The sequence below is a fragment of the Streptosporangium sp. NPDC003464 genome (assembly GCF_053588315.1).
In genome coordinates, this window is record NZ_JBSFPS010000021.1 from 25447 (window position 1) to 44541 (window position 19095).

At 71.6% G+C, this 19095-nt stretch carries 18 protein-coding genes; 10 read left to right on the top strand and 8 right to left on the bottom strand.

Going from position 1 to position 19095, the window contains the following annotated elements; genetic code table 11:
* The first annotated feature begins 17 nt into the window (after nucleotides 1–17).
* From ACWDS7_RS07545 to ACWDS7_RS07555, 3 genes are all read left to right on the top strand, one after another.
* Nucleotides 18–848 carry an NAD(P)H-binding protein gene (locus tag ACWDS7_RS07545; RefSeq protein WP_451928567.1) on the top strand — a complete coding sequence of 277 codons (831 nt, stop codon included), beginning with the start codon at nucleotides 18–20 and terminating at the stop codon, nucleotides 846–848.
* A 61-nt stretch (nucleotides 849–909) separates the two neighbouring features.
* Complete coding sequence (locus ACWDS7_RS07550; RefSeq protein ID WP_451928568.1) at nucleotides 910–2247, top strand: MBL fold metallo-hydrolase; 1338 nt, start codon at nucleotides 910–912, stop codon at nucleotides 2245–2247.
* A gap of 18 nt (nucleotides 2248–2265) precedes the next feature.
* Nucleotides 2266–3159, top strand: a complete 894-nt coding sequence (locus tag ACWDS7_RS07555; protein ID WP_451928569.1) for an alpha/beta hydrolase — start codon at nucleotides 2266–2268, stop codon at nucleotides 3157–3159.
* Nucleotides 3160–3177: 18 nt separating this feature from the next.
* On the opposite strand, the gene ACWDS7_RS07560 is transcribed toward ACWDS7_RS07555, so the two are convergent.
* The gene (locus ACWDS7_RS07560; RefSeq protein ID WP_451928570.1) at nucleotides 3178–5625 is read right to left on the bottom strand and encodes a M14 family zinc carboxypeptidase; all 2448 of its coding nucleotides are present in this window, start codon (nucleotides 5623–5625) and stop codon (nucleotides 3178–3180) included.
* 412 nt (nucleotides 5626–6037) lie between these two features.
* Here ACWDS7_RS07560 and ACWDS7_RS07565 point away from each other — a divergent pair, with 412 nt between their 5' ends.
* Entirely contained in the window at nucleotides 6038–6811 is a 774-nt protein-coding gene (locus ACWDS7_RS07565) for an NPCBM/NEW2 domain-containing protein (RefSeq protein ID WP_451928571.1), read from the top strand.
* Nucleotides 6812–7259: 448 nt separating this feature from the next.
* Nucleotides 7260–8531, top strand: coding sequence for a hypothetical protein (locus ACWDS7_RS07570; RefSeq protein WP_451928572.1), 1272 nt, complete (start codon nucleotides 7260–7262; stop codon nucleotides 8529–8531).
* Nucleotides 8532–8769: 238 nt separating this feature from the next.
* Here the strand turns inward: ACWDS7_RS07570 and ACWDS7_RS07575 are convergent, their stop codons facing one another.
* Both ACWDS7_RS07575 and ACWDS7_RS07580 read right to left on the bottom strand, forming a co-directional pair.
* A complete protein-coding gene (locus ACWDS7_RS07575) occupies nucleotides 8770–9378 on the bottom strand; it encodes a helix-turn-helix domain-containing protein (RefSeq protein WP_451928573.1) in 609 nt (202 codons plus the stop codon).
* 124 nt (nucleotides 9379–9502) lie between these two features.
* On the bottom strand, nucleotides 9503–10321 hold the full coding sequence (locus ACWDS7_RS07580; protein ID WP_451928574.1) for a helix-turn-helix domain-containing protein: 819 nt from the start codon (nucleotides 10319–10321) through the stop codon (nucleotides 9503–9505).
* A 129-nt stretch (nucleotides 10322–10450) separates the two neighbouring features.
* Here ACWDS7_RS07580 and ACWDS7_RS07585 point away from each other — a divergent pair, with 129 nt between their 5' ends.
* Together ACWDS7_RS07585 and ACWDS7_RS07590 are read left to right on the top strand one after the other, a co-directional pair.
* Nucleotides 10451–10900, top strand: coding sequence for a hypothetical protein (locus ACWDS7_RS07585; protein ID WP_451928575.1), 450 nt, complete (start codon nucleotides 10451–10453; stop codon nucleotides 10898–10900).
* 172 nt (nucleotides 10901–11072) lie between these two features.
* A complete protein-coding gene (locus ACWDS7_RS07590) occupies nucleotides 11073–11744 on the top strand; it encodes a hypothetical protein (RefSeq protein ID WP_451928576.1) in 672 nt (223 codons plus the stop codon).
* Here ACWDS7_RS07590 and ACWDS7_RS07595 read toward each other — a convergent pair.
* Nucleotides 11726–12010, bottom strand: a complete 285-nt coding sequence (locus tag ACWDS7_RS07595; protein ID WP_451928577.1) for a hypothetical protein — start codon at nucleotides 12008–12010, stop codon at nucleotides 11726–11728. The genes ACWDS7_RS07590 and ACWDS7_RS07595 overlap by 19 nt on opposite strands.
* Here ACWDS7_RS07595 and ACWDS7_RS07600 point away from each other — a divergent pair.
* Nucleotides 12000–12989 carry a copper amine oxidase gene (locus tag ACWDS7_RS07600; RefSeq protein WP_451928578.1) on the top strand — a complete coding sequence of 330 codons (990 nt, stop codon included), beginning with the start codon at nucleotides 12000–12002 and terminating at the stop codon, nucleotides 12987–12989. The two genes, ACWDS7_RS07595 and ACWDS7_RS07600, sit on opposite strands and share 11 nt — an antisense overlap.
* Nucleotides 12990–13145: 156 nt before the next feature.
* Here the strand turns inward: ACWDS7_RS07600 and ACWDS7_RS07605 are convergent, their stop codons facing one another.
* From ACWDS7_RS07605 to ACWDS7_RS07615, 3 genes are all read right to left on the bottom strand, one after another.
* The gene (locus ACWDS7_RS07605) at nucleotides 13146–13538 is read right to left on the bottom strand and encodes a GNAT family N-acetyltransferase (protein ID WP_451928579.1); all 393 of its coding nucleotides are present in this window, start codon (nucleotides 13536–13538) and stop codon (nucleotides 13146–13148) included.
* 39 nt (nucleotides 13539–13577) lie between these two features.
* On the bottom strand, nucleotides 13578–14348 hold the full coding sequence (locus ACWDS7_RS07610; protein WP_306864659.1) for a pirin family protein: 771 nt from the start codon (nucleotides 14346–14348) through the stop codon (nucleotides 13578–13580).
* 256 nt (nucleotides 14349–14604) lie between these two features.
* Nucleotides 14605–15192 (bottom strand): YceI family protein, encoded by a 588-nt coding sequence (locus ACWDS7_RS07615; RefSeq protein WP_451928580.1) that lies wholly within the window; start codon nucleotides 15190–15192, stop codon nucleotides 14605–14607.
* 100 nt (nucleotides 15193–15292) lie between these two features.
* Here ACWDS7_RS07615 and ACWDS7_RS07620 point away from each other — a divergent pair, with 100 nt between their 5' ends.
* Nucleotides 15293–15772 (top strand): MarR family winged helix-turn-helix transcriptional regulator, encoded by a 480-nt coding sequence (locus tag ACWDS7_RS07620; RefSeq protein ID WP_451928581.1) that lies wholly within the window; start codon nucleotides 15293–15295, stop codon nucleotides 15770–15772.
* Between the two features lie 106 nt (nucleotides 15773–15878).
* Here ACWDS7_RS07620 and ACWDS7_RS07625 read toward each other — a convergent pair whose 3' ends face one another.
* The gene (locus ACWDS7_RS07625; protein WP_451928582.1) at nucleotides 15879–16571 is read right to left on the bottom strand and encodes a DUF4328 domain-containing protein; all 693 of its coding nucleotides are present in this window, start codon (nucleotides 16569–16571) and stop codon (nucleotides 15879–15881) included.
* A gap of 190 nt (nucleotides 16572–16761) precedes the next feature.
* Between ACWDS7_RS07625 and glgB the strand changes: the two genes are divergently transcribed.
* Nucleotides 16762–19074 (top strand): 1,4-alpha-glucan branching protein GlgB, encoded by a 2313-nt coding sequence (gene glgB, locus ACWDS7_RS07630; protein ID WP_451928583.1) that lies wholly within the window; start codon nucleotides 16762–16764, stop codon nucleotides 19072–19074.
* Nucleotides 19075–19095: the final 21 nt, after the last annotated feature.

The window sequence follows — 19095 nt, forward strand, 5'->3', positions numbered from 1 at the left end:
CCGGTAAGGACAATGAAATGATCTTGGTAACGGGTGCGACAGGCAACGTCGGCTCCGAAGTGGTCCGGGCCCTGGCCGCAGCCGGTGAACCCGTCCGGGCGCTGGTGCGGAAGCCGGACACCGTACCGCTGCCGGACGGCGTCGAGGCGGTGACGGGTGATCTCAACCGGCCGGAGAGCATGACCGGAGCGCTGGGCGGGGCCCGCGCGGTGTTCCTGCTCCCCGGGTACGAGGACATGCCGGGCCTGGTGGCCGAGGCCCGGCGTGCGGGAGTGGAACAGGTCGTGCTGCTGTCCGGCGGCTCGGCCGGGAGCGGCGACATGACCAACGCGGTGACCCGTTTCATGGCCTCGTCCGAGTCCGCCGTGCGGGAGTCCGGGCTGCCATGGACGTTCCTGCGGCCGAGCGCGTTCATGTCCAACGCCCTGCGCTGGCTGCCGCAGCTCCGGTCCGGCGATCGGGTGCGGGTCCCGTTCCCGGACGTCCGCGCGGCGAGCGTCGACCCGCACGACATCGGGGCCGTCGCCGCCCGCGCGCTGCTGTCGGACGAGTACCGGGGCGAGATCCTCCGGCCGACCGGTCCGGTCGCGATGCCGCCCGCCGACCAGGTGGCCGTGCTGGCCGAGGTCCTCGGCCGCGATCTGGAGTCCGTGGGCCTGACGGACGAGGAGGCGCGCACCGACCTGCTCGCCACCATGCCCGTCGAGTACGTGGACGCGTTCTTCGACTTCTACGTGAACGGCTCGCTCGACGAGTCGATCGTCCGCCCGACCGTCCGCGAGGTCACCGGCCGCGAGCCCCGCACCTTCGAGCAGTGGGCACAGGCCCACGCGGACGACTTCCGCTGAACCCCCTCGCACCCCAACCTCACCAACCTCACCAACCTCACCAACCTCACCAAGGCTCCAGATGAACCAGAGATTGCGGCGCCTTCTCGCCGCAAGCTCCGCCGCCGCATGCGCGATCGCGTCGGTGGCGGGCTGTTCGAACGACGACAGGCCCGCGGCGCCGACCGCGGCGCCGTCCGCGCAGAAGGCGGAGCCGGGACGCTTCGCCTCGTCCGACCCGGGCTCGGTCAACACCTACTGGATCCAGGCACCGGAGGGCCTGATCCTCATCGACACCCTGCGCACGCCGACCGATGCCCGGAAAGCGGTGGCGGAGATCGAGAAGACCGGAAAGCCGGTCGCCGCCATCCTGCTCACCCACTCCCATCCCGACCATGTGGGCGGGGCGGGCGCCTTCCACGAGGCGTTCCCCGAGGCCCCCATCTACGCGTCCAAGACGACCGACAAGACGATGCGGGAGGACAGCCGGGGCTTCTACCCGCTGGCCCGCTCGGCGAACGCGGACTTCCCCGCCAAGGTCACCTACGCCGACCGGACCTTCGAGGACGGCGCACCGTTGCAGGTCGGCGGCCTCCGCTTCGAGACCGCCACGTTCGCCCACGGCGAGTCCGACACAGCGGACGTGTACTACCGTCCCGACACCGGCGACCTCTTCTCCGGTGACCTGGCGACCGGTAAGGTCACGCCCGCGCTGATCGAGGGGACCAGCTGTGGCTGGCTCCAGATCCTCGATCAGCTCGGTGGGCGCTTCTCCGGGGCCGGGACGATGTACCCGGGACACGGTGCCGCAGGCCCGGCCCGTGCATTGATCGACGAGCAGCGCCGGTATCTCCAGGTGTTCCGCGCCCTGGTCCGGCCGGCCGTCACCCCGGACTCGCCCGAGGGCAGGACGGTCGGCCCCGGCGAGCAGAAGTCGATCATCGCCGAGCTGGACCGCGCCTACCCCGGCTACCCACCGGTCGCGGACCTTCCGACCATCGTGCAGGAGAACATCAAGGCCGTCGCGCGGGAGCTGTCCGCCGAGGACCCCGCGGAGACGCCTGCCGCCTGCACGGACACCCCCCAGGAAGCGACGGACGGGCTGCTCGCGCCGGTGAGCGCCTACGTCACCGCGGTCAACGGCCGGAACCTCGACGCGCTGGCGGGCGCGTTCGCCGCCGACGCGGAGCTCGTCGACGTCGGGCGGCGTTTCAAGGGTCGCGCCGCGATCCGCGACTGGGCCCGGGCCGAGGTCATCGGCGGCAGCCTGACCGTCATCAGGGTCGCCGAGAACCGGCCCGGACACCAGCGCCTCCTGGTGCGCTTCGCCCCCGGCGGCCGGGGAGGCTTCGACGCCTACTACGCCTTCACCGTCGACGGCCCGTCCATCACCGGAGCCGAACTGACCTATGCGAACTGATCGAAGGAGCGAACGTTCATGACCACCGTACAGAAGGTGAAGTTCTCCGCCGGTGACGTGACGCTGACCGGGAACCTGTTCCTGCCCGGCGGCACCGGCCCGGCGCCGGGCATCGTGGTGGCGGGCACCTGGACGAGCGTCAAGGAGCTGATGGCCGACCGGTACGCCGAACGGCTCGCCGACCGCGGGTTCGCCGCCCTGTCCTTCGACTTCACCGGCTACGGCGAGTCCGAGGGCGAGCCTCGCGACCACGAGGTGCCGGAACGGAAGGTCCGCGACATCAACCACGCGGTCACCTTCCTCGCCGGACATCCTGCGGTGAACGCCGCCCGTCTCGGCGCCCTCGGTGTCTGCGCGGCCGCGATGTACATGAGCGGGAACGCCGTCGACGATCCCCGCGTCCGGTCGCTGGCACTCGTCGCGCCCTGGCTGCACGACCCCGAGATCTGCCGGGAGGTGTACGGCGGCGAGGAGGGCGTCGCGGACAAGCTCGCCGAGGCCGCACGGGCACGCGCGAAGTACGAGGCGACCGGCGAGGTCGAGTACGTGCCGGTCGTCAGCGGCTCCGACCCTCGCGCCGCCATGCCGTTCGACATCGACTTCTACCTCAACCCCGACCGCGGCGGCCTCCCGCAGTGGCCCAACCGCTTCTCGGTGATGGCATGGCCGGACTGGCTCGGCTACGACTCGATCTCCCTCGCCTCCCGCATCGCCCAGCCCGTCCTGCTCGTCCACAGCGAGGACGCCGCCATCCCGGACGGGGCGCGGCGCTTCCACGCCGCGCTGGCCGGGCCCAAGGATCTCGTCTGGACCGAGGGCGACCAGTTCGCCTTCTATGACCAGGAACCGCAGGTCACGACGGCGGCGGACGCCGCAGCGGCCCACTTCACCCGCACGCTGCCCCGCGGATAGGGGCTGACGGACAGGGGATCAGCGGGGATCGCCGACCTCCACCCGCTGCCTGCGGTAGCCGTCGCCGTGGCCGTCCGGCCGGTAGCCCCTCTCGACGTTGCCGGCGATGTCCACGGCGAACCAGCGCACCTCGGTGGTCCGGCCGACCGTGAGCTGCTGTGCTCCCTCGCGCATCCCCGCGGCGGCGAGCTTGGGCGAGCTCAGCGTCGGGCGGCTGCCGTCCAGCGTGTAGTGGACGTTGGCGGGCTCGTCGGTCGTGAACGTGAACGTGGCCGACGTGCCGGTCCGGCCGGTCACCTTCAGGTCCGACCGGGGACGGTCCCTGTCGCCGGCGAAAGCCCGGGCGATCTCCAGGATGCCGATCTGGCCGGATGCGAACTCCATCGCCTCCTCGTGTCCCTCGGCGAAGTCCGGCTGGAAGCCGACCGCCCGGAACTGCTTGGTCGCCGGGTCGTAGAGGTCGGCGCCCACCTCGAAGTCCCAGCCGATGACGCCCCGGCCGTACCAGTGCTCGTCGGCGCTGTTACCGGCCGCCGAGTAGAGCACGTCCGGGACCGGACCGGTGCGGCCCGGCCAGATCGCCGTGCCGCGCCAGGACTGGACCGCCGAGAGGATGTGGCCGGAGGCGTCCCAGAAGAAGCTCTCCGTGCCGTAGTCGACCCGCGGCAGCAGCTCGCGTCCGGCGGCCTTGTACGCCCCCGGCGGCCACATGAAGTAGCCGCCGTAGGAGTGCGTGTTCATCGCGAACCGGATGTTGGGATACTGCCGGGTGAGCCAGACCTCGTTGCGCGCCTCCGGCTCCGACAGCTCGGCCGGGCCCGCGAAGGTGTCGCTGGTGCAGTTCGTCGAGGCGCCGCTGTAGCCGTCGAACACCGAACCGACCGAGAAGTTGCGGTTCAGGTCGACGCCCCAGGAGTTGCGCCGTGCCGGGTCGGCCGCCTCGGCCGCGCAGTGGTTGGTCATGTTCCGGCGCTGGAAGTTGTAGTCGTACATCGAGTAGTGGGCGCCGTCGGGGTTGACCGTCGGCATGATGAAGATGTCGAGGTCGTCGACCACCTTCCTGGTCCGCCCGTCGCGGGCGTAGTTGCGCAGGAGCCGCTCGGCGGTCTCCACGCAGACCAGCGGGGTCACCCACTCGCGGGCGTGCTCCTGGCAGTAGAGGAAGACGCCGGTCTTCGAACCGTCCCGCTTCTTGCCGATGCGCAGCGCCTTCACCTGGAACGGGTCGCGCGAGACGCTGTCGGGCGCCTTCAGGCTGTCGGTCAGCCTGGTCGCCGGTGCCGCCGCGACCACGCCGCCGCCGGCGTCGCCCCGGTAGGTGGCGGCGCTCAGCAGCGCCGACGCCGCGGCGTCGGCGTTGAGCGCCGCCACCACCTGGCGGGCGGTGCTGCTGACCGCGGCGGACCCGTCGGTGGCCAGGGTGACCACGACGTCCTTGCCGTTCACCGACACGCTCAGCGCGCCGGAGGCGGTCTCGGGCCTCACCAGGGCCAGGCTGACGTCGTTGCCGCCCTCGGACCCGTACGCCTTGGACGACACGTGGAACGTGCTCGCCGGGGCGGTGCCGAACTGCGCCTGCGCCGCCCGGCGGTAGCCGTTCGTCCGGTACGGCAGGTCGACGATCTGCGAGATCCTCGGGAACTCCCGGGCCAGCGCGGTGATCCGGCCGGTCACCTCGGTCGGGTCCATGTAGTGGTCGACGAAGTCCGCGACGTAGTGCCTGCCCGGCGCCTTGCGCGGGGCGCCCAGCCACTTGGTCACCGGCACCGTGACCGAGCCGCCCCGGCTGCTGGTGACCGTGGCCCGGGTGGGGGCCGCGGTGACGGACAGCGGCGAGTTGAACCGGTGGTACATGTACTGGCCGGCGTCGGTGAAGCGGGACATCGTCGCGGTGCCGCCGGAGTCGGGGTCCGTCCCCTCGCCGCTGTCCCAGGTGACGGTGAGCACCGTCTGCGCGTCGGTGGCGCTCGACTTCACCTCCACCGACAGGAAGCGCTGCCCGTCGAGGCTGGTGAACCACTCGGCGCGGAGCGGGGTCAGCCGGTCGGTCTCCTCCGCCGCCCCGGCCGCCAGCGCGATCGCGGTCCGCCGTTCGGTCGCGTTCTCGGCGACGTCCGCCTGGTCGGAGATGGCACCGCCCACGTCGAATCCGAGGTCGCGCAGCCCCTGGGCCTCCCGGGGACTCAGTACGGCGTGCACCTCGAAACCGCCGTCGACGGGTTTCTTGTACTCCGCGAGGTCGACGCCCATGGAGTTGAGCCGGTCGACGCCGGCCTGGTCGGGGACGACGACGCGGAGCAGGGCCACGCCGTCCTGCCCGGGGCCGGACAGCCGGTCGGGCGCGACCTCGCCGGGTGGCGGGGACGGGTCGGCCAGGACGGGGACCGAGCTGAGACCGAGGGCGGCGGGCAGGAGGAGCAGGGCCGCGACGCGGCCGGCTCTCCTGCCGTTGCGAGAGTTCCCCATAAGAGATTCCTCCAGTTGGCGCACGGCCCCGGACAGCAGGTCACCCGGCAGGAAATGCGCAATCGGCAAGAATCTTCACAAAATGGTGGATCACCGTCAAGGACCGGAGTAAGTGCGTCCGATATCGTGTGCCGCCCCGCTCCCGGCACCCGTACGGCGGGCGGCGGCCTTCCGCCCGTCACCCGGATCCGCAGTTTATCCGCCACCGTGATCAATACAGCGGAAAATCGCCGATGCCGCAGCTCGGACCGGCCGGCTCCGTTATCCGGCGGCGATCGCCCGGCTCGGGGGGTAATTTCCGACCCACCACCGGATTTCCTGGGAAACTATTCAAAGCCAGGACGGATCGGCAAAATGGATCTTCTGGCCCCCCGCACGGTCCTGTCGGCTCCAGAAGAAGGCACGGTCCCGCATGTCTCCCACCCGCAGCGAGAATCCGCCGGACGGCCACCCCGAGACCTCCCCCGGCGACACCCGGGCGGCGGCCCCGTCGAGGCCGGACCGCGTCACCACCTGGATCACCGTCGTGGGGACGGTCGTCGGCACACTGATCACCGCCTCGGGGGCGATCTACGTCGCCGCCGTCAACAACCCCGGCAGGGCCGCCGAGGTGGCGGCCGGCGTGATCGGCGAGAAGGCGGTCGTGACGCGGAGCGTCACCGCGACGGTGACGGCCACGGCGACGGTCACCGCCCCGGCGGACGGGAGGCCGCAGGCGCAGAGCAGCCCGGCACCGGGAGGCACCCCGCTCAAGACCGGCGACGCCGCGGCCACCAAGGAGTGCGCCCCGGAGCACTACGGCCGCGGCTACTGGGGGGACGGGTCAGCGGCCCTCGCCGGGGCCGAGGAGAAGTTCCCCGCGATGATCTGCACCGTGGAGGACCCGGGAGCGATCATCGGATGGCTCGACTACCCGGTGCCGGACGGGGCGACCGGACTGACCGCCCGCGTGGGCATCGACCGCCAGTCGCCGAACCCCACGGTGCGCCTGCAGTTCAGCGTCCTCACTCTGGACGGCAAGGCCCTGACCAGGAAGGACGTCGACTACCGGACCCCGACGACGATCGAGGCCGACGTGTCGGGACAGCCGCGCGTGCGGCTCCAGGTCTCCCTGCTGGGCGGCGATGACATCGACGAGGGCAACGGCGCGACGGCCGCCTGGATCGACGCCCAGTTCGTCTCCTGACGGGAGCCGGACGGCGGGGCCCACCGGTGAGAGGCCGGGCGACGGGAGGCCGCCGGTGAGAGGCCGGGCGACGGGAGGCCGCTCCCGGCCACCCCCGCCCAGGCGGCTCGGCGCCCGGCCGGTCACCCCCGGGGAGCGGCCCTCCGCGATCACGGTCATCCCCTGCGGGCCGATGCGACATGAACTTCTCCTCACAACGCGCCCGGAGCACCTGTTGGATCCGAATCATCGAATTCGACCGCAGGAGAACCATTCCCGCAGACAGGGGACCGGGAACGCCGCCACCCGAATTACTCCGGACCGGTAAAACGCAGCCCCCAATCCCGCCATACGGCAATGTTTAATATCGCCTTACTTTCTGTGAAGTAATCTGTCAAGATATTGATTACCCCATAACACCATGAAATACCGGGTTCCTCACCTCAACCCCCGCAAGGAGGAAATCCCGGTGGAAACTCCCCCCACCATCGAAAGGGCGAGCCGGTTCACCCGCCGTCTCGCGATCGCGCTGGGAGCCACCCTGGTGGCCACGGCGATCGGTGGCGCTCAGGCCGCCGTCGCGCAGGAGCCCGCCAAGGACACCCGCACGCAGGCCATCGAGCAGGGCGGTCCGGTACCGGGCGGCTTCGCCTCGTGGAAGGAGCTTCTGGCCACCCAGGAACGGCTGGTCCGCGCCGCCGACCGCATCTCCGCGGCGGCCCGGGAGCCGGGCGCCGACGGCTACGCCGGCATCATCGCCGCACCGGAGAACCACGGACTACGCCTTTACTGGAAGGGCGACATTCCCGAAGCGGTCGACGCCCTCCTCGGCGAGCTCCGCGGCGACGTCGCCGTCAGCGTCCTGCCGGCGCGCCACTCCGCGCGCGAGCTGGCACGCGAGACCGCCCGGATCACCCGGAAGGCCGGCGGTGTGATCACATCGGTCGCACCCCGGCCCGACGGCTCCGGCCTGACCGTGACCGGTCTGAGCGCCAGGTCGGCCCGCTCCGCGCTCACCGACGTGACGGTGCCGGTCACCGTGGAGGTCGGCGTCCGCCCGACCCTGGCGACCCGCTGGGACGACTCGCCGCCGTGGTGGGGCGGGGGCGCCTGGCGCAACACCAGCGGCGGCGGCTGCTCCACCGGCTTCGCCGTCTCGCACGGAGGCGTGACCAAGATGCTCTCCGCCGGTCACTGCGGGGCGGTGGGCAACACGGCCACCGATCCGACCGGCCAGGTCATCGGGAACATCTCCGAGGACGACAACGGCCGCGACGTGCTGCTGATCAACGCGGGATCACAGGGCCGGGTCTTCAACAACGTCGTCGGCAACACCGCCAGCGAGTTCAGCAACCCGGTGATCGGCACCTTCGGCAGCTACGTCGGCCTGTGGGTGTGCACCTCCGGGGCCTACTCGGGCACCAACTGCAGCATCCAGGTCCAGCAGACCGGCGTGAGCATCAACGTCGGATACTGGATCACCGGCACCGTCCGGGCGGAGCAGTCCGCGCACACCAACGCCGTCGGGCAGGGCGACAGCGGCGGCTCGGTCGAGGTCATCAACTCCGCCAACACCGCCCAGGTGTACGCGGCGGGCGTCAACACCGCCATCGACGGCGGCACCGCGGTGCCGTGCACCGGCTACGTCACCAGCGGCCGGACCTGCGCCTGGCGGATGTACTACACCCCGTGGAGCAACGCGGTGGCCTCCTTCCCCGGAATATCGATCGTCCTGGGATGAGCCCCCGGCACACCCGGTACGGCTGAGAGCGGGCGGGGCCGGTGCGGCTCGCACCGGCCCCCCTGCGCCCGCGGCCCGGCGTCCTCGTCCTCAGCAAAAAGGCCCCGCCCAAGAAAGACCTCACTACCGGGCAACATTTCGAATTTCTCGGGCCGCACCGGTCAGGGCGCCATGAATATCTCGCCGAAATGCCGTTCGAGAGCCTATGGCCGGCACCCCGGGCCGTGCCGTCCATGGTTCAGGGACCCGCTCCGGAAACGAGAGCGGGGCCCGCCACGGCAGGGAACGCCGGGGCGGACCCCTTGACCGGACGCAGGAGGTCCGATCCGATGCAGACCCTAGCCGAAGACCCGGGCCGATCCGGGTCCGTTGGTCCGCTGACCAGCCACCGACACCGCTCGGCCGCCGCCGGCGCGGGCACCCGCCGTACGCACACGAGACCGCGAGCCTGCCGCTCCTGGGCGGACATCCTGGCCAGTCTGTGCATGAGTCTCATCTCCTCGGTGGTGCTCCCTCGTCGGGCGACCGACCGCAGCACCGCGCGCCGCAGATGCAGGACGCGGATCACCGCGTCCAGGACATCGGCGTGCGCTCCGGCGATCTCGGCGACGGTGCCCTGCCTGCGCAGGATCCGCCGGACCGTCTCCAGGTCCAGGCCCGGCTCGCGGAGCGTCCGCACCAGGTCCAGCCGGGCCACCGCCGCCACGTCGTAGAGCCGGTAACCACCGGCCGAACGGCACGTCGGCGGGACGATCCCCAGGTCGGACCAGAAGCGGACGGTGCGCACCGGCAGCGCGGTACGGCGGGCGAGCTGCCCGATGGTGAACAGCCCGGTGCGGTCGTCCATGGGACCACCTTCGACCTTCCAGCCGCTGGAGACTCAAGTCCTGAGGCCGACCTCACTCGGTCACCGCGGTCGCGACGGACTCATGGGGAGGGGCCGCGGGGCCACGGCCGGACGGCCGGGACGCTCACGGACCGGTTTGGCCGGCCAGCGCGCGCAGGGCGTCGGCGGTGAATCTGTCGAGGGGGTAGAACAGCTCGATCGCCAGCTCCGACAGCGTCACATCGGCCGGAGCGCCGAACGTGGCCATGGTGCCGAACATCGACAGCTCGCCGTACGGGGTGCGGATTCTCAACGGCACCTGCACCGGGCTCGGCCGCTGTCCCGGGCCGCCGGTCTCCCCCGCCTCCTCGTCCGCGGGGACGGGGTAGCGGCACACCTCCTCGTAGAGCGCGCGCAGTTGCGCGTCTCCGGTGGCGCTGACCTGGCGGCGCAGCCGTTCGAGGGAGAGGGATCGGACCTCGCCCAGGTTGGCCAGGTGCGCGGCCAGCCCATCGGGGTGCAGCAGCAGCCGGAACACGTTCGGCCGCGGCTCCAGCAGATGCGGCGGTATGCCGTCCATCAGGACGGACATGGCCCGGTTGCCGATCAGCACGTTCCAGAGCCGGTCGACCACGACGGCGGGATACGGCTCGTGCGCCGTCAGCATGGTGTCCAGAGCCGAGCGGATCGACGCCATGTACTCGTCGTCGAGGCTGCTCTCCCGGTAGGCCGGCGCGTAGTCGGCGGCCAGCAGCAAGGTGTTGCGCTCACGCAAGGGGACGTCCAGGGCGGCGGACAGGCGCAGCACCATCGCCCGGCTCGGGCGCGCCCGGCCGGTCTCCACATATGACAGGTGCCGCGCGGAGGTGTCGGCCAGGAGGGCGAGGTCGAGCTGGCTGAGCCTGCGGCGCTGCCGCCACTCCCTCAGCAGGGCACCCACCCGGGACGGTCGCTCCGCATCCATGCCCGGGAGACTAGCCACCGTGAGGTCACCGCTGCCATCACCTCGGAGGTCATTGAGCCCATGACCGGGGTGATGGCAACGTCTCTCCGGCCAGGGCCCGACCGGGTCCGTCCACGGAAGGAGACCTGTATGAGCAGCGTGACCAGGGCCGCCCGGCCCCCGGCGGCCGGCGGCGGCGGGTCGGACCTGCTGCGCACGGTCCTGCGGATCGACGGCTGGAGCACCGCCGTCTTCGGCGTCGTCATGCTCGCCGGCAGCGGGCCGCTCAGCGGTCCGCTCGGCCTGCCGACCACCTGGTCCGTCCCGTTCGGGGTCGCCATGCTGGGTGGGGCCGCCGCTCTCGGCCTCATCGCCGGCTATCCGCGGATCCCCCCGCGCCACGCCGCCTCCGTCGTCGCGGGCAACGCGCTGTCGTGCGTGGCGCTCCTGCTGCTCACCTTCGCGGACGTGATACCGCTCACCGGCCTGGGGGTCGCCTTCATGCTCGTCGGAGCGCTGGTGGTCGCGGTCTACGCCGGGCTCGAGTTCATCGGCCTGCGACGCTCCATGAGCGCCGGCGCCCGGGAAGCCACGGCCTGAGAGCCCCACCGGCGCGGGGCTGGACGTCTTCGAGACCGAGCCGACCGCCTTCCGGACCCGGCCTGACCCGGCAATATGGATCAACAGCGCAATACGCCTTTCGAACCGACCAGACGCCCCGGCGCGACTACACTGTGCGACTACAGGTCAACAATCGGTAAAGAAGGTGCTCGTGGGGCGACGGCGGATCATGATGACGCTCGCGGGAGCGGGGGTGGCGGCCGTCGCGGGGACGGCGCTCCTGCTGTCCGGCGGGCAGGGGTCGCAGGCGGCCGGGGCCGCACCGGCGGTGCCCGCCGCGGGAGATCCGCTGACCGGCGAGGAGGTCACCCGGGCGGGCGACATCGCCTTGGCCGTCTCCCGGGCGCACCTGGCCGCCGGACGGGTCAAGCTGCTCTACGTCGAGCGCGACGACGGCAAGGACGCCGAGGAGCGGCGGCGGGCCGACGCCTACCTGTACGACTACGCCACCGACAGGCTGATCGTGCGGACCGTGGACCTCGGCCAGGGCAGGGTCGTGGCGGAGAGCGTGACGCAGGGCGTGCAGCCGCCGCCGTCCGGGGCGGAGGAGCTCAGAGCCGCCGAGCTGCTGCTGGCCGACCCGGAGTACGGCAGGGGCGTGCGCGAGTCCTACGCCAGGGCGGCCGGCCGGCCGCTGCGGTCCGCCTCCGACCTGGGGCTCCGAGGGCTGATCTTCACCCCCGGCCAGGAGGGCGGGGCCCGCCGGTGTGAGACCCACCGCTGCGTGCGGCTGTTCGTCCGGCTCCCCGGCAACACCTGGCTGGACACCAGCCGGATCGTCGTCGACCTGTCCGCCAAGCAGATCTACACCCTGGAGTGGTGACCTTGTCCCTGCGTCCGGCCCTCTCCCGGTCCCCGCGCCTGGCCCTCGCCTGCGCCGTGCTGCTCGCCTGCGGTCTCGGTCCGGCGCCGGCCGCGCGGGCCGCGCCGGGCCCCCCACTCCGCCGCCGCCCGCTCCGGGCCCGTCGCGCGGGCCTCCGCCGCGCCCGCCGCGCCGGCCGCGCAGCCCCCGTGCAGCGCGCCGTACCGGATCGACAGGACCCTGCCGAACGGCGCGCGCTGGCAGCTCTGCTGGGAGATGCGCAACATCGAAGGGCTGGTCCTCACCAAGGTCGTCTACACCCCCAGGGGCAACAGCCCGGTCAGCGTGCTGCGCAGCACTGCGCTGGCCCAGATCCACGTCCCCTACGACAGCGGCAGCCCCCGCTACCACGACATCGGGGCCCTCGGCGACTCCGCCATCCCGTTGCAGGCCGCCGACTGCCCGGCCGGCGAGCGCCGCCTGCAGTACGTCTGCGTGACGACGCGGGCGCGCGGCCACGCCTACCTGAAGCCCGGTTACGAGGAGCCGAACATCTCGGCCCAGGGGCAGGATCTGGTGGTGTTCGCCGCCTTCCAGGTCGGCTGGTACACCTATCTGGCCGAGTGGGCCTTCTCCGACGACGGGGCGATCACCCCCCGGGTGGGCGCGACCGGCTCGCTGGCCGGGTCCACCACCACGCCCGAGCACGGCTGGCCGATCGGCGTGGGCAGCGCGGACTTCGAGGAGAGCCACAGCCACAACATCTTCTGGCGTCTCGACTTCGACATCCAGGGCGAGAGCGGCGACGTCGTCGAGCAGTACGACTTCTCGGGGTCCGGCACGGCCAAGCGGAGTCTCACACGCACGGCCTTCGCCCGGGAGGGCAAGGCCGTCAACGGCCGGATGCGCTGGTGGCGCGTGGTCGACCGCGGGGTCCGCAACGCCGACGGGCACCCCGTCTCCTGGGAGCTGAACAACTCCGACAGCGCCGAATACCGCGGCCCGGCCGGCGAGGCGTTCACCCGCGCCGACCTCTACGTCACCGACTACCGCTCCTGCGAGCGCCTGGCGACCACCAACCCCGCGCCCAGGTGCGCGGAGTCCGTCGACCGTTACGTCAACGGCGAGACGGTCACCGACCCCGTGCTCTGGGTCAACGTCGGCTTCCACCACGTCGCCCGCGACGAGGACGCCGACCCCATGCCGACCCACTGGCAGGGCTTCCGCATCACCCCCCGCGACGTCACGGCCAAGAACCCCCGTTGAGCCGCGCGCCTCATGGCGCTCCCGTGGATCCGGCCGCGGCCGTGCCCGCTCGGCCCGCCGCGGCCTCGCGCGCTCGACCGTGTCCGGCTCAGGCGTGAGCGCGTCCGTACGCCGCGTGGCGGGATTCCCGGCCGAGCGCTCCCGTGGAAGCGGGTCCTACGACGCAGGCGGCCGGTCGGGCTCCCCGGAGCTCCCGCCCGGCCCGTCGGCGGGGAGGCCGAAGCGGGCTCGCCGGTCCGGGGGCACCAGGTCGAGGTAGCCGGGGTGTCGCTCGATGTAGCCACGGATGAACGGGCAGAACGGCAGGACCGACATCCCGGCGGCGCGGGCGGCGTCGAGCGCGCCGCGCGCGAGGATCGAGCCGAGTCCGCGGCCTTCGAAACGCGGATCTATCTCCGTGTGGGTGAACGACAGCTTCTTACCTGCCCGCCTGTACACGGCGGACCCGGCGGTCTCCCCGTCGACGAGGATCTCGAACCGGCCGGCCCGAGCGTTGTCGACGACCTGTGGTTCCGTCTGGCCCATGCTCGCTGCTCCCGAGGTCGACATGTGTCCGTGCTCTCCTTCTCGCGCTTTCTCGCGGCGGGGTCAGGCGGCGATGGCCGCGTGCATCTCCCACACCAGGATCTCGGCGGGTTCGGTGGCGGTGACCCGCTGGCCGCCGGTGGCGGTGAAGCGGACGGCGTCACCGGTGCCCAGCGCCCCGGCGCCTTCGAGGGTGACCGCACCGCGGGGCACGAACAGGTGCAGGAACGGCGCCTCGGGAAGCTCGACGCTCTGGCCGGGCCGCAGGCGGGCGGCGTGCAGGGCGGCGTAGCGGTTCTTGATGCGGATGGCGGAGGCTCCGTCATGCTTGGCCATCCCGGACGCGACCGGCACCAGGCCGCCGGCCAGCAGTTCGCCCTCGATCTCCAACTGCTCGTAGCCGGGGGCGATCCCGGGCTCGTCCGGCACCACCCACATCTGCACGAAGTGCACCGGCTCGTCGTGGGGCGCGTCGCCCCGCAGCCGCCAGGAGTCGTTCTTCTCCGAGTGCATGATGCCGGTGCCGGCGCTCATGCGCTGGGCCAGTCCCGGATAGATGACGCCGTTGTGGCCCTCGGAGTCCTGGTGCACGAGGGAGCCCTGGAGCACCCAGGTGACGATCTCCATGTCGCGGTGCGGGTGGGTGTCGAACCCGCTGCCGGGGCGCACGATGTCGTCGTTGTTGACCAGCAGCACCCCGTGATGGGTGTTGCCCGCGTCGTAGTGGCCTCCGAACGAGAAGGAGTGCTTGGAGTCCAGCCAGGCGATGTCGGTGACAGACCGCTCGTCGGCGCGGCGGACGTCCACGGTCGGGGTCGGCGGGAACACGGTCATGAGATTGATCCCCTTTCGGGTCCGGAAAGGCGCACGGGCGTGGAGGGCGCGGGTGCCTGCGCGGGTCGCGCGGACGGCCTGCGCGGGTCGCACGGACGGCCTGTGCCGGTCGCGCGGACGGCCTGCGCGGGTCCTGTGGTCCCGTGGGTCCATAGTCCCGCGGGACGCGGGCCGGCAGTGCGGCGGTGCGGCGGTGCGGCGGCCGGGTGTGGCCCGGTGGCGACGCGGCGGCCGGACGTGGCCGGTGACGGCCGCGTCAGGCGTTCTTGACGGCGGAGACCTCGAACTCCAGCACGATCTTTTCGCTGACCAGGACGCCGCCGGTCTCGAGCGCGGCGTTCCAGGTGACGCCGTAGTCCTTACGGTTGATCGTCACAGCGCCCTCGAAGCCGACGCGCACGTTGCCGAACGGGTCGGTCGCCGCGCCCTCGTAGGTGAAGGGGATCGTCACCGTGTTGGTGACGCCCTTGATGGTCAGGTCACCGGTCACCTCGAAGTCGGCGTCGCCGCTCTGGCGGACGGCGGTGGAGACGAAGGTGATCTCCGGGTAGGACTCCATCGCCAGGAAGTCGTTGCTGCGCAGGTGCTCGTCACGCTGGGCGTTGCGGGTGTCGATGCTCGCGGCGCTGATGGTCACCGTGGCGGTCGAGTTGGCCGGGTTGTCGCCGTCGAGCACGGCGGTGCCCTCGAACTCGTTGAACGCGCCGCGAACCTTCGTCACCATCGCGTGCCGGGCGACGAACCCGATGCGGGTGTGAGCCGGGTCGATGGTGTAGGTGCCGGTGAGCTTGGCGAAGTCGGTGGCGGTGGTCGTCATGGTGGTCTCCTCCTGCGGTTCGGCCATCCAGTGGATGACGTGTCATCTATGCGCCTCAACTTACATGACGCATCATCTATTCCGCAATCTCCATGACACGTCATCCAGAATGGGTAGAGTGGAGGACATGAACAGCCCTCGATGGCTCGACGACGACGAGCAGCGCGCCTGGCGGGCCTACATACGGCTCCAGGGGCGGCTGACCGCCCGGCTCAACCGGCAGCTCCAGGCCGATTCCGGCCTGTCCCTGGCCGACTACGAGGTGCTGGTGCAGCTCACCGACGTCCCGGACGGGCGCCTACGCCCCTTTGAGCTCCAGCGGGAAATACAGTGGGAGCAGAGCCGCCTGTCACACCACCTGAGCCGGATGCAACGCCGCGGTCTGATCGACCGCGAGGAGTGCCCCGACGACGGCCGGGGAGCGTTCATCGTGATCACCGCCGCCGGCCGCCACGCCATCACCGCCGCCGCGCCCGGACATGTGGAGACCGTTCAGCGACTGTTCTTCGAGGGGCTCACCCGCGACCAGATCGCCGCGCTGGAGCGGCTGTCGACTCAGGTGCTCGCCCGGCTCGACGCCGTCTCCGAGGACGTCCCCCGAGGGTGATCCGTCCCGTCCCCCGGCGTCGCGGAGATCGGTTCCCGGGAACGGGCCGGAGGCCACTCCCGGCGCCACGGCACCGGCGGGGCCTCGCACCGGCCTTCCCGCGATGTCACGGCGGAGAGCCCGCGCCGGCCCAGGCCCGGCGGCCCTCCTGACATCTGGTGATCCGCAGCACCACCGCGACCGCCAGGGCCGCCGCGACCAGCATGACAGCGAGGCCGTAGGCATCGAACCCGAACCCGGACCCGGACCCGGCCCCGGACCCGGAGGCGAGCGAGTCCGGGGCCCCCATCGCGAGGAGCAGCCCGGCGGCCAGCGGCAGCACCCAGAACCCGAGCAGCCACGACACCCACCAGGCCCAGATCAGCCACGAGTGCACCTCTTTGCCGATGTGCTCGCCGCGCACGCCGCCGGGCCGGGAGACCGCCCAGACGTCGTCCACGATCTGCTTGGGGATCCACCAGTTGAGGACCGGCAGGAACCAGCCCAGCACGGCGAGGATCCGGGGCCAGCGGTGCGGGACCCGGCTCAGGGAATCGGCGTTCGCGCGGGCCAGCAGGAGCCAGACCACGAAGGCGACCGCCGCGACGGCATGGGCCAGATACCGCAGCAGGAGGAACGTCGCGGCCACGGCCAGGCCGTCCGGCCCCTGCGGGCCCGCCTCCTCCACCAGCCTGCTCACCGTCGGGGCGAGATGGGGCCCGCCGAGCACCCAGAAGATCTCGGCCGCGGCGGCGGCCGCCAGCGTCGCCACCGCCGCCGTGGCCGGTCCCCGCAGGGGGCGCAGGGAGTGGGGGTGCATCGCCGTCCTCTGTGTGATCAACCGGATCGGCGGACAGTATTTCCATAAGCGACATGCGATGACAATCAGGGTTTTCCTCACGGGCGGCTTCGCACGTTTTCGCAACACGCATGGTGATAGCGGACAGGGGCATGGGTTGGAGCGCCCCGATAGGGCAGGGTTAGGGGATACCGATCTACGGGAGTGAGCCATGAACGCGCACTTGGACCTGGAGCGCCTGGCAGGTGGGGCGCACCACGATCCGCACTCGATCCTCGGGGCGCACCCGGGGCCGGGGGGCGTGACCGTCAGGGCGCTGCGGCCACTCGCCGAGAAGGTCCAGGTCGTCACCGACGGCCAGGTCCACGACATGGAGCACCTCGCCCACGGGGTGTTCGCGGTGACGATCCCCGGGCTGGACAAGGTCCCCGACTACCGCCTCCGGGTCACCTACACCGGGGCCGAGCCGTACGAGACGGGCGACCCCTACCGGCACTGGCCCACGCTGGGCGAGGTGGACCTGCACCTGATCGGCGAGGGGCGCCACGAGCGGCTGTGGGAGGTGCTCGGCGCGCGGGTCATGCGGCACGAGGACATGGACGGCACCGCCTTCGCCGTGTGGGCGCCGAACGCGCGCGGGGTCCGGGTGATGGGTGACTTCAACCACTGGGACGGCACCGCCTATCCCATGCGCTCACTGGGCAGGTCCGGGGTCTGGGAGCTGTTCGTCCCCGGGCTGGGCGAGGGCGACCGCTACAAGTTCGGCGTCCTCGGCGCCGACGGGGTCTGGCGGGCCAAGGCCGACCCGATGGCCCGGCGCACCGAGACCCCGCCCGCCACCGCGTCGGTGATCGACAGGTCGGAGTACGGCTGGCAGGACGGCGAGTGGATGCGGCGGCGCGCGGAGCACAGCGCGGCGGCGGAGCCGATGAGCACCTACGAGGTGCACCTGGGCTCGTGGCGGCCGGGGCTGTCCTACCGGGAGCTGGCCACCGAGCTGGTCGACTACGTGGTGGACATGGGGTTCACGCACGTCGAGTTCATGCCGGTGGCCGAGCATCCGTTCGGCGGCTCCTGGGGTTACCAGGTGACGTCCTACTACGCGCCGACGGCCCGGTTCGGCACCCCGGACGAGTTCCGCCACCTGGTGGACCGCCTGCACGGGGCGGGCATCGGGGTGGTGGTCGACTGGGTGCCCGCGCACTTCCCGATGGACGACTGGGCGCTGGCCCGCTTCGACGGGACGCCACTGTACGAGCACGCCGACCCGGCGCGGGGCGAGCACCCCGAATGGGGCACCTACATCTTCGACTTCGGCCGCAGGGAGGTGCGCAACTTCCTGGTCGCCAACGCGCTCTACTGGCTGCGTGAGTTCCACATCGACGGGCTGCGGGTGGACGCGGTCGCCTCGATGCTCTACCTCGACTACTCGCGGCGTGAGGGTGAGTGGACGCCCAACGAGTACGGCGGGCGGGAGAACCTCGACGCGGTGGAGTTCCTCAAGGAGATGAACGCGGTCGCCTACCGGGACCAGCCGGGGATCGTCACCATCGCCGAGGAGTCGACCGCCTGGCCCGGGGTCTCCCGGCCGGTGCACCTGGGCGGGCTCGGCTTCGGGTTCAAGTGGAACATGGGCTGGATGCACGACACCCTCGCCTACCTCAGACACGAGCCGATCTTCCGCCAGTACCACCACCACCAGATGACCTTCTCCCTGATGTACGCCTACTCGGAGAACTTCGTGCTGCCGCTGTCGCACGACGAGGTGGTGCACGGCAAGGGGTCGCTGCTCGGCAAGATGCCCGGGGACGAGTGGCAGCGCTTCGCGAACCTGCGCGCGCTGTACGCCTTCATGTGGGCCCACCCGGGCAAGCAACTGCTGTTCATGGGCGGGGAGTTCGGCCAGGGCTCGGAGTGGTCGGAGTCGCGCGGGCTCGACTGGTGGGTGCTCGACTTCGACGGGCACAAGGGGGTCCAGCGGCTGGTCCGCGACCTCAACCGGATCTACCGGGAGACCCCCGCCCTCTGGAGCCTCGACACCTCCCCCGACGGCTTCCGGTGGATCGACGCCGACGACGCGCAGGGCAACGTCTTCTCCTTCCTGCGGCTGGCCCCGGACGGCTCGGCCGTCGCCTGCGTGGCCAACTTCTCCGGCTCGCCGCATGAGGACTACCGCCTCGGCCTGCCCGCCGCGGGCCCGTGGGAGGAGATGCTCAACACCGACGCCTACGACTACGCGGGCAGCGGGGTGGGCAACCTCGGCGCCGTGGAGGCGACGGAGGAGCCGTGGCACGGCCTGCCGTACTCGGCCCGCCTGCGCGTCCCGCCCCTGGGGACGGTCTGGCTGCGCCACTCCGGCGAGCGCGTCGAGGAGGAGCCCGTCGCGGAGGCCGCGGCCGTGGCGGCGGTGATCGGGGAGACCGTGGACGAGACCGCGACCGCGGACGCCCCGGACGAGAGCGTGGCCGGGGGCGCCCCGGACGGGGCCGTGGCCAGGAGCGTCACCGCGGGAGACCTCAGCTAGATCACAAATCAACTCAAACCT

Excerpts from the sequence above, each read along its gene's own strand:
- ACWDS7_RS07610 (WP_306864659.1), bottom strand. The coding sequence starts at position 14,348 with ATGACCGTGTTCCCGCCGACCCCGACCGTGGACGTCCGCCGCGCCGAC.
- ACWDS7_RS07585 (WP_451928575.1), top strand. The coding sequence starts at position 10,451 with ATGAGCAGCGTGACCAGGGCCGCCCGGCCCCCGGCGGCCGGCGGCGGC.
- ACWDS7_RS07565 (WP_451928571.1), top strand. The coding sequence starts at position 6,038 with ATGTCTCCCACCCGCAGCGAGAATCCGCCGGACGGCCACCCCGAGACC.
- ACWDS7_RS07605 (WP_451928579.1), bottom strand. The coding sequence starts at position 13,538 with ATGTCGACCTCGGGAGCAGCGAGCATGGGCCAGACGGAACCACAGGTC.
- ACWDS7_RS07600 (WP_451928578.1), top strand. The coding sequence starts at position 12,000 with ATGCGCAACATCGAAGGGCTGGTCCTCACCAAGGTCGTCTACACCCCC.
- ACWDS7_RS07615 (WP_451928580.1), bottom strand. The coding sequence starts at position 15,192 with ATGGCCGAACCGCAGGAGGAGACCACCATGACGACCACCGCCACCGAC.
- ACWDS7_RS07575 (WP_451928573.1), bottom strand. The coding sequence starts at position 9,378 with ATGGACGACCGCACCGGGCTGTTCACCATCGGGCAGCTCGCCCGCCGT.
- ACWDS7_RS07545 (WP_451928567.1), top strand. The coding sequence starts at position 18 with ATGATCTTGGTAACGGGTGCGACAGGCAACGTCGGCTCCGAAGTGGTC.
- ACWDS7_RS07555 (WP_451928569.1), top strand. The coding sequence starts at position 2,266 with ATGACCACCGTACAGAAGGTGAAGTTCTCCGCCGGTGACGTGACGCTG.
- ACWDS7_RS07625 (WP_451928582.1), bottom strand. The coding sequence starts at position 16,571 with ATGCACCCCCACTCCCTGCGCCCCCTGCGGGGACCGGCCACGGCGGCG.
- glgB (WP_451928583.1), top strand. The coding sequence starts at position 16,762 with ATGAACGCGCACTTGGACCTGGAGCGCCTGGCAGGTGGGGCGCACCAC.
- ACWDS7_RS07620 (WP_451928581.1), top strand. The coding sequence starts at position 15,293 with ATGAACAGCCCTCGATGGCTCGACGACGACGAGCAGCGCGCCTGGCGG.
- ACWDS7_RS07595 (WP_451928577.1), bottom strand. The coding sequence starts at position 12,010 with ATGTTGCGCATCTCCCAGCAGAGCTGCCAGCGCGCGCCGTTCGGCAGG.
- ACWDS7_RS07560 (WP_451928570.1), bottom strand. The coding sequence starts at position 5,625 with ATGGGGAACTCTCGCAACGGCAGGAGAGCCGGCCGCGTCGCGGCCCTG.
- ACWDS7_RS07580 (WP_451928574.1), bottom strand. The coding sequence starts at position 10,321 with ATGGATGCGGAGCGACCGTCCCGGGTGGGTGCCCTGCTGAGGGAGTGG.
- ACWDS7_RS07550 (WP_451928568.1), top strand. The coding sequence starts at position 910 with ATGAACCAGAGATTGCGGCGCCTTCTCGCCGCAAGCTCCGCCGCCGCA.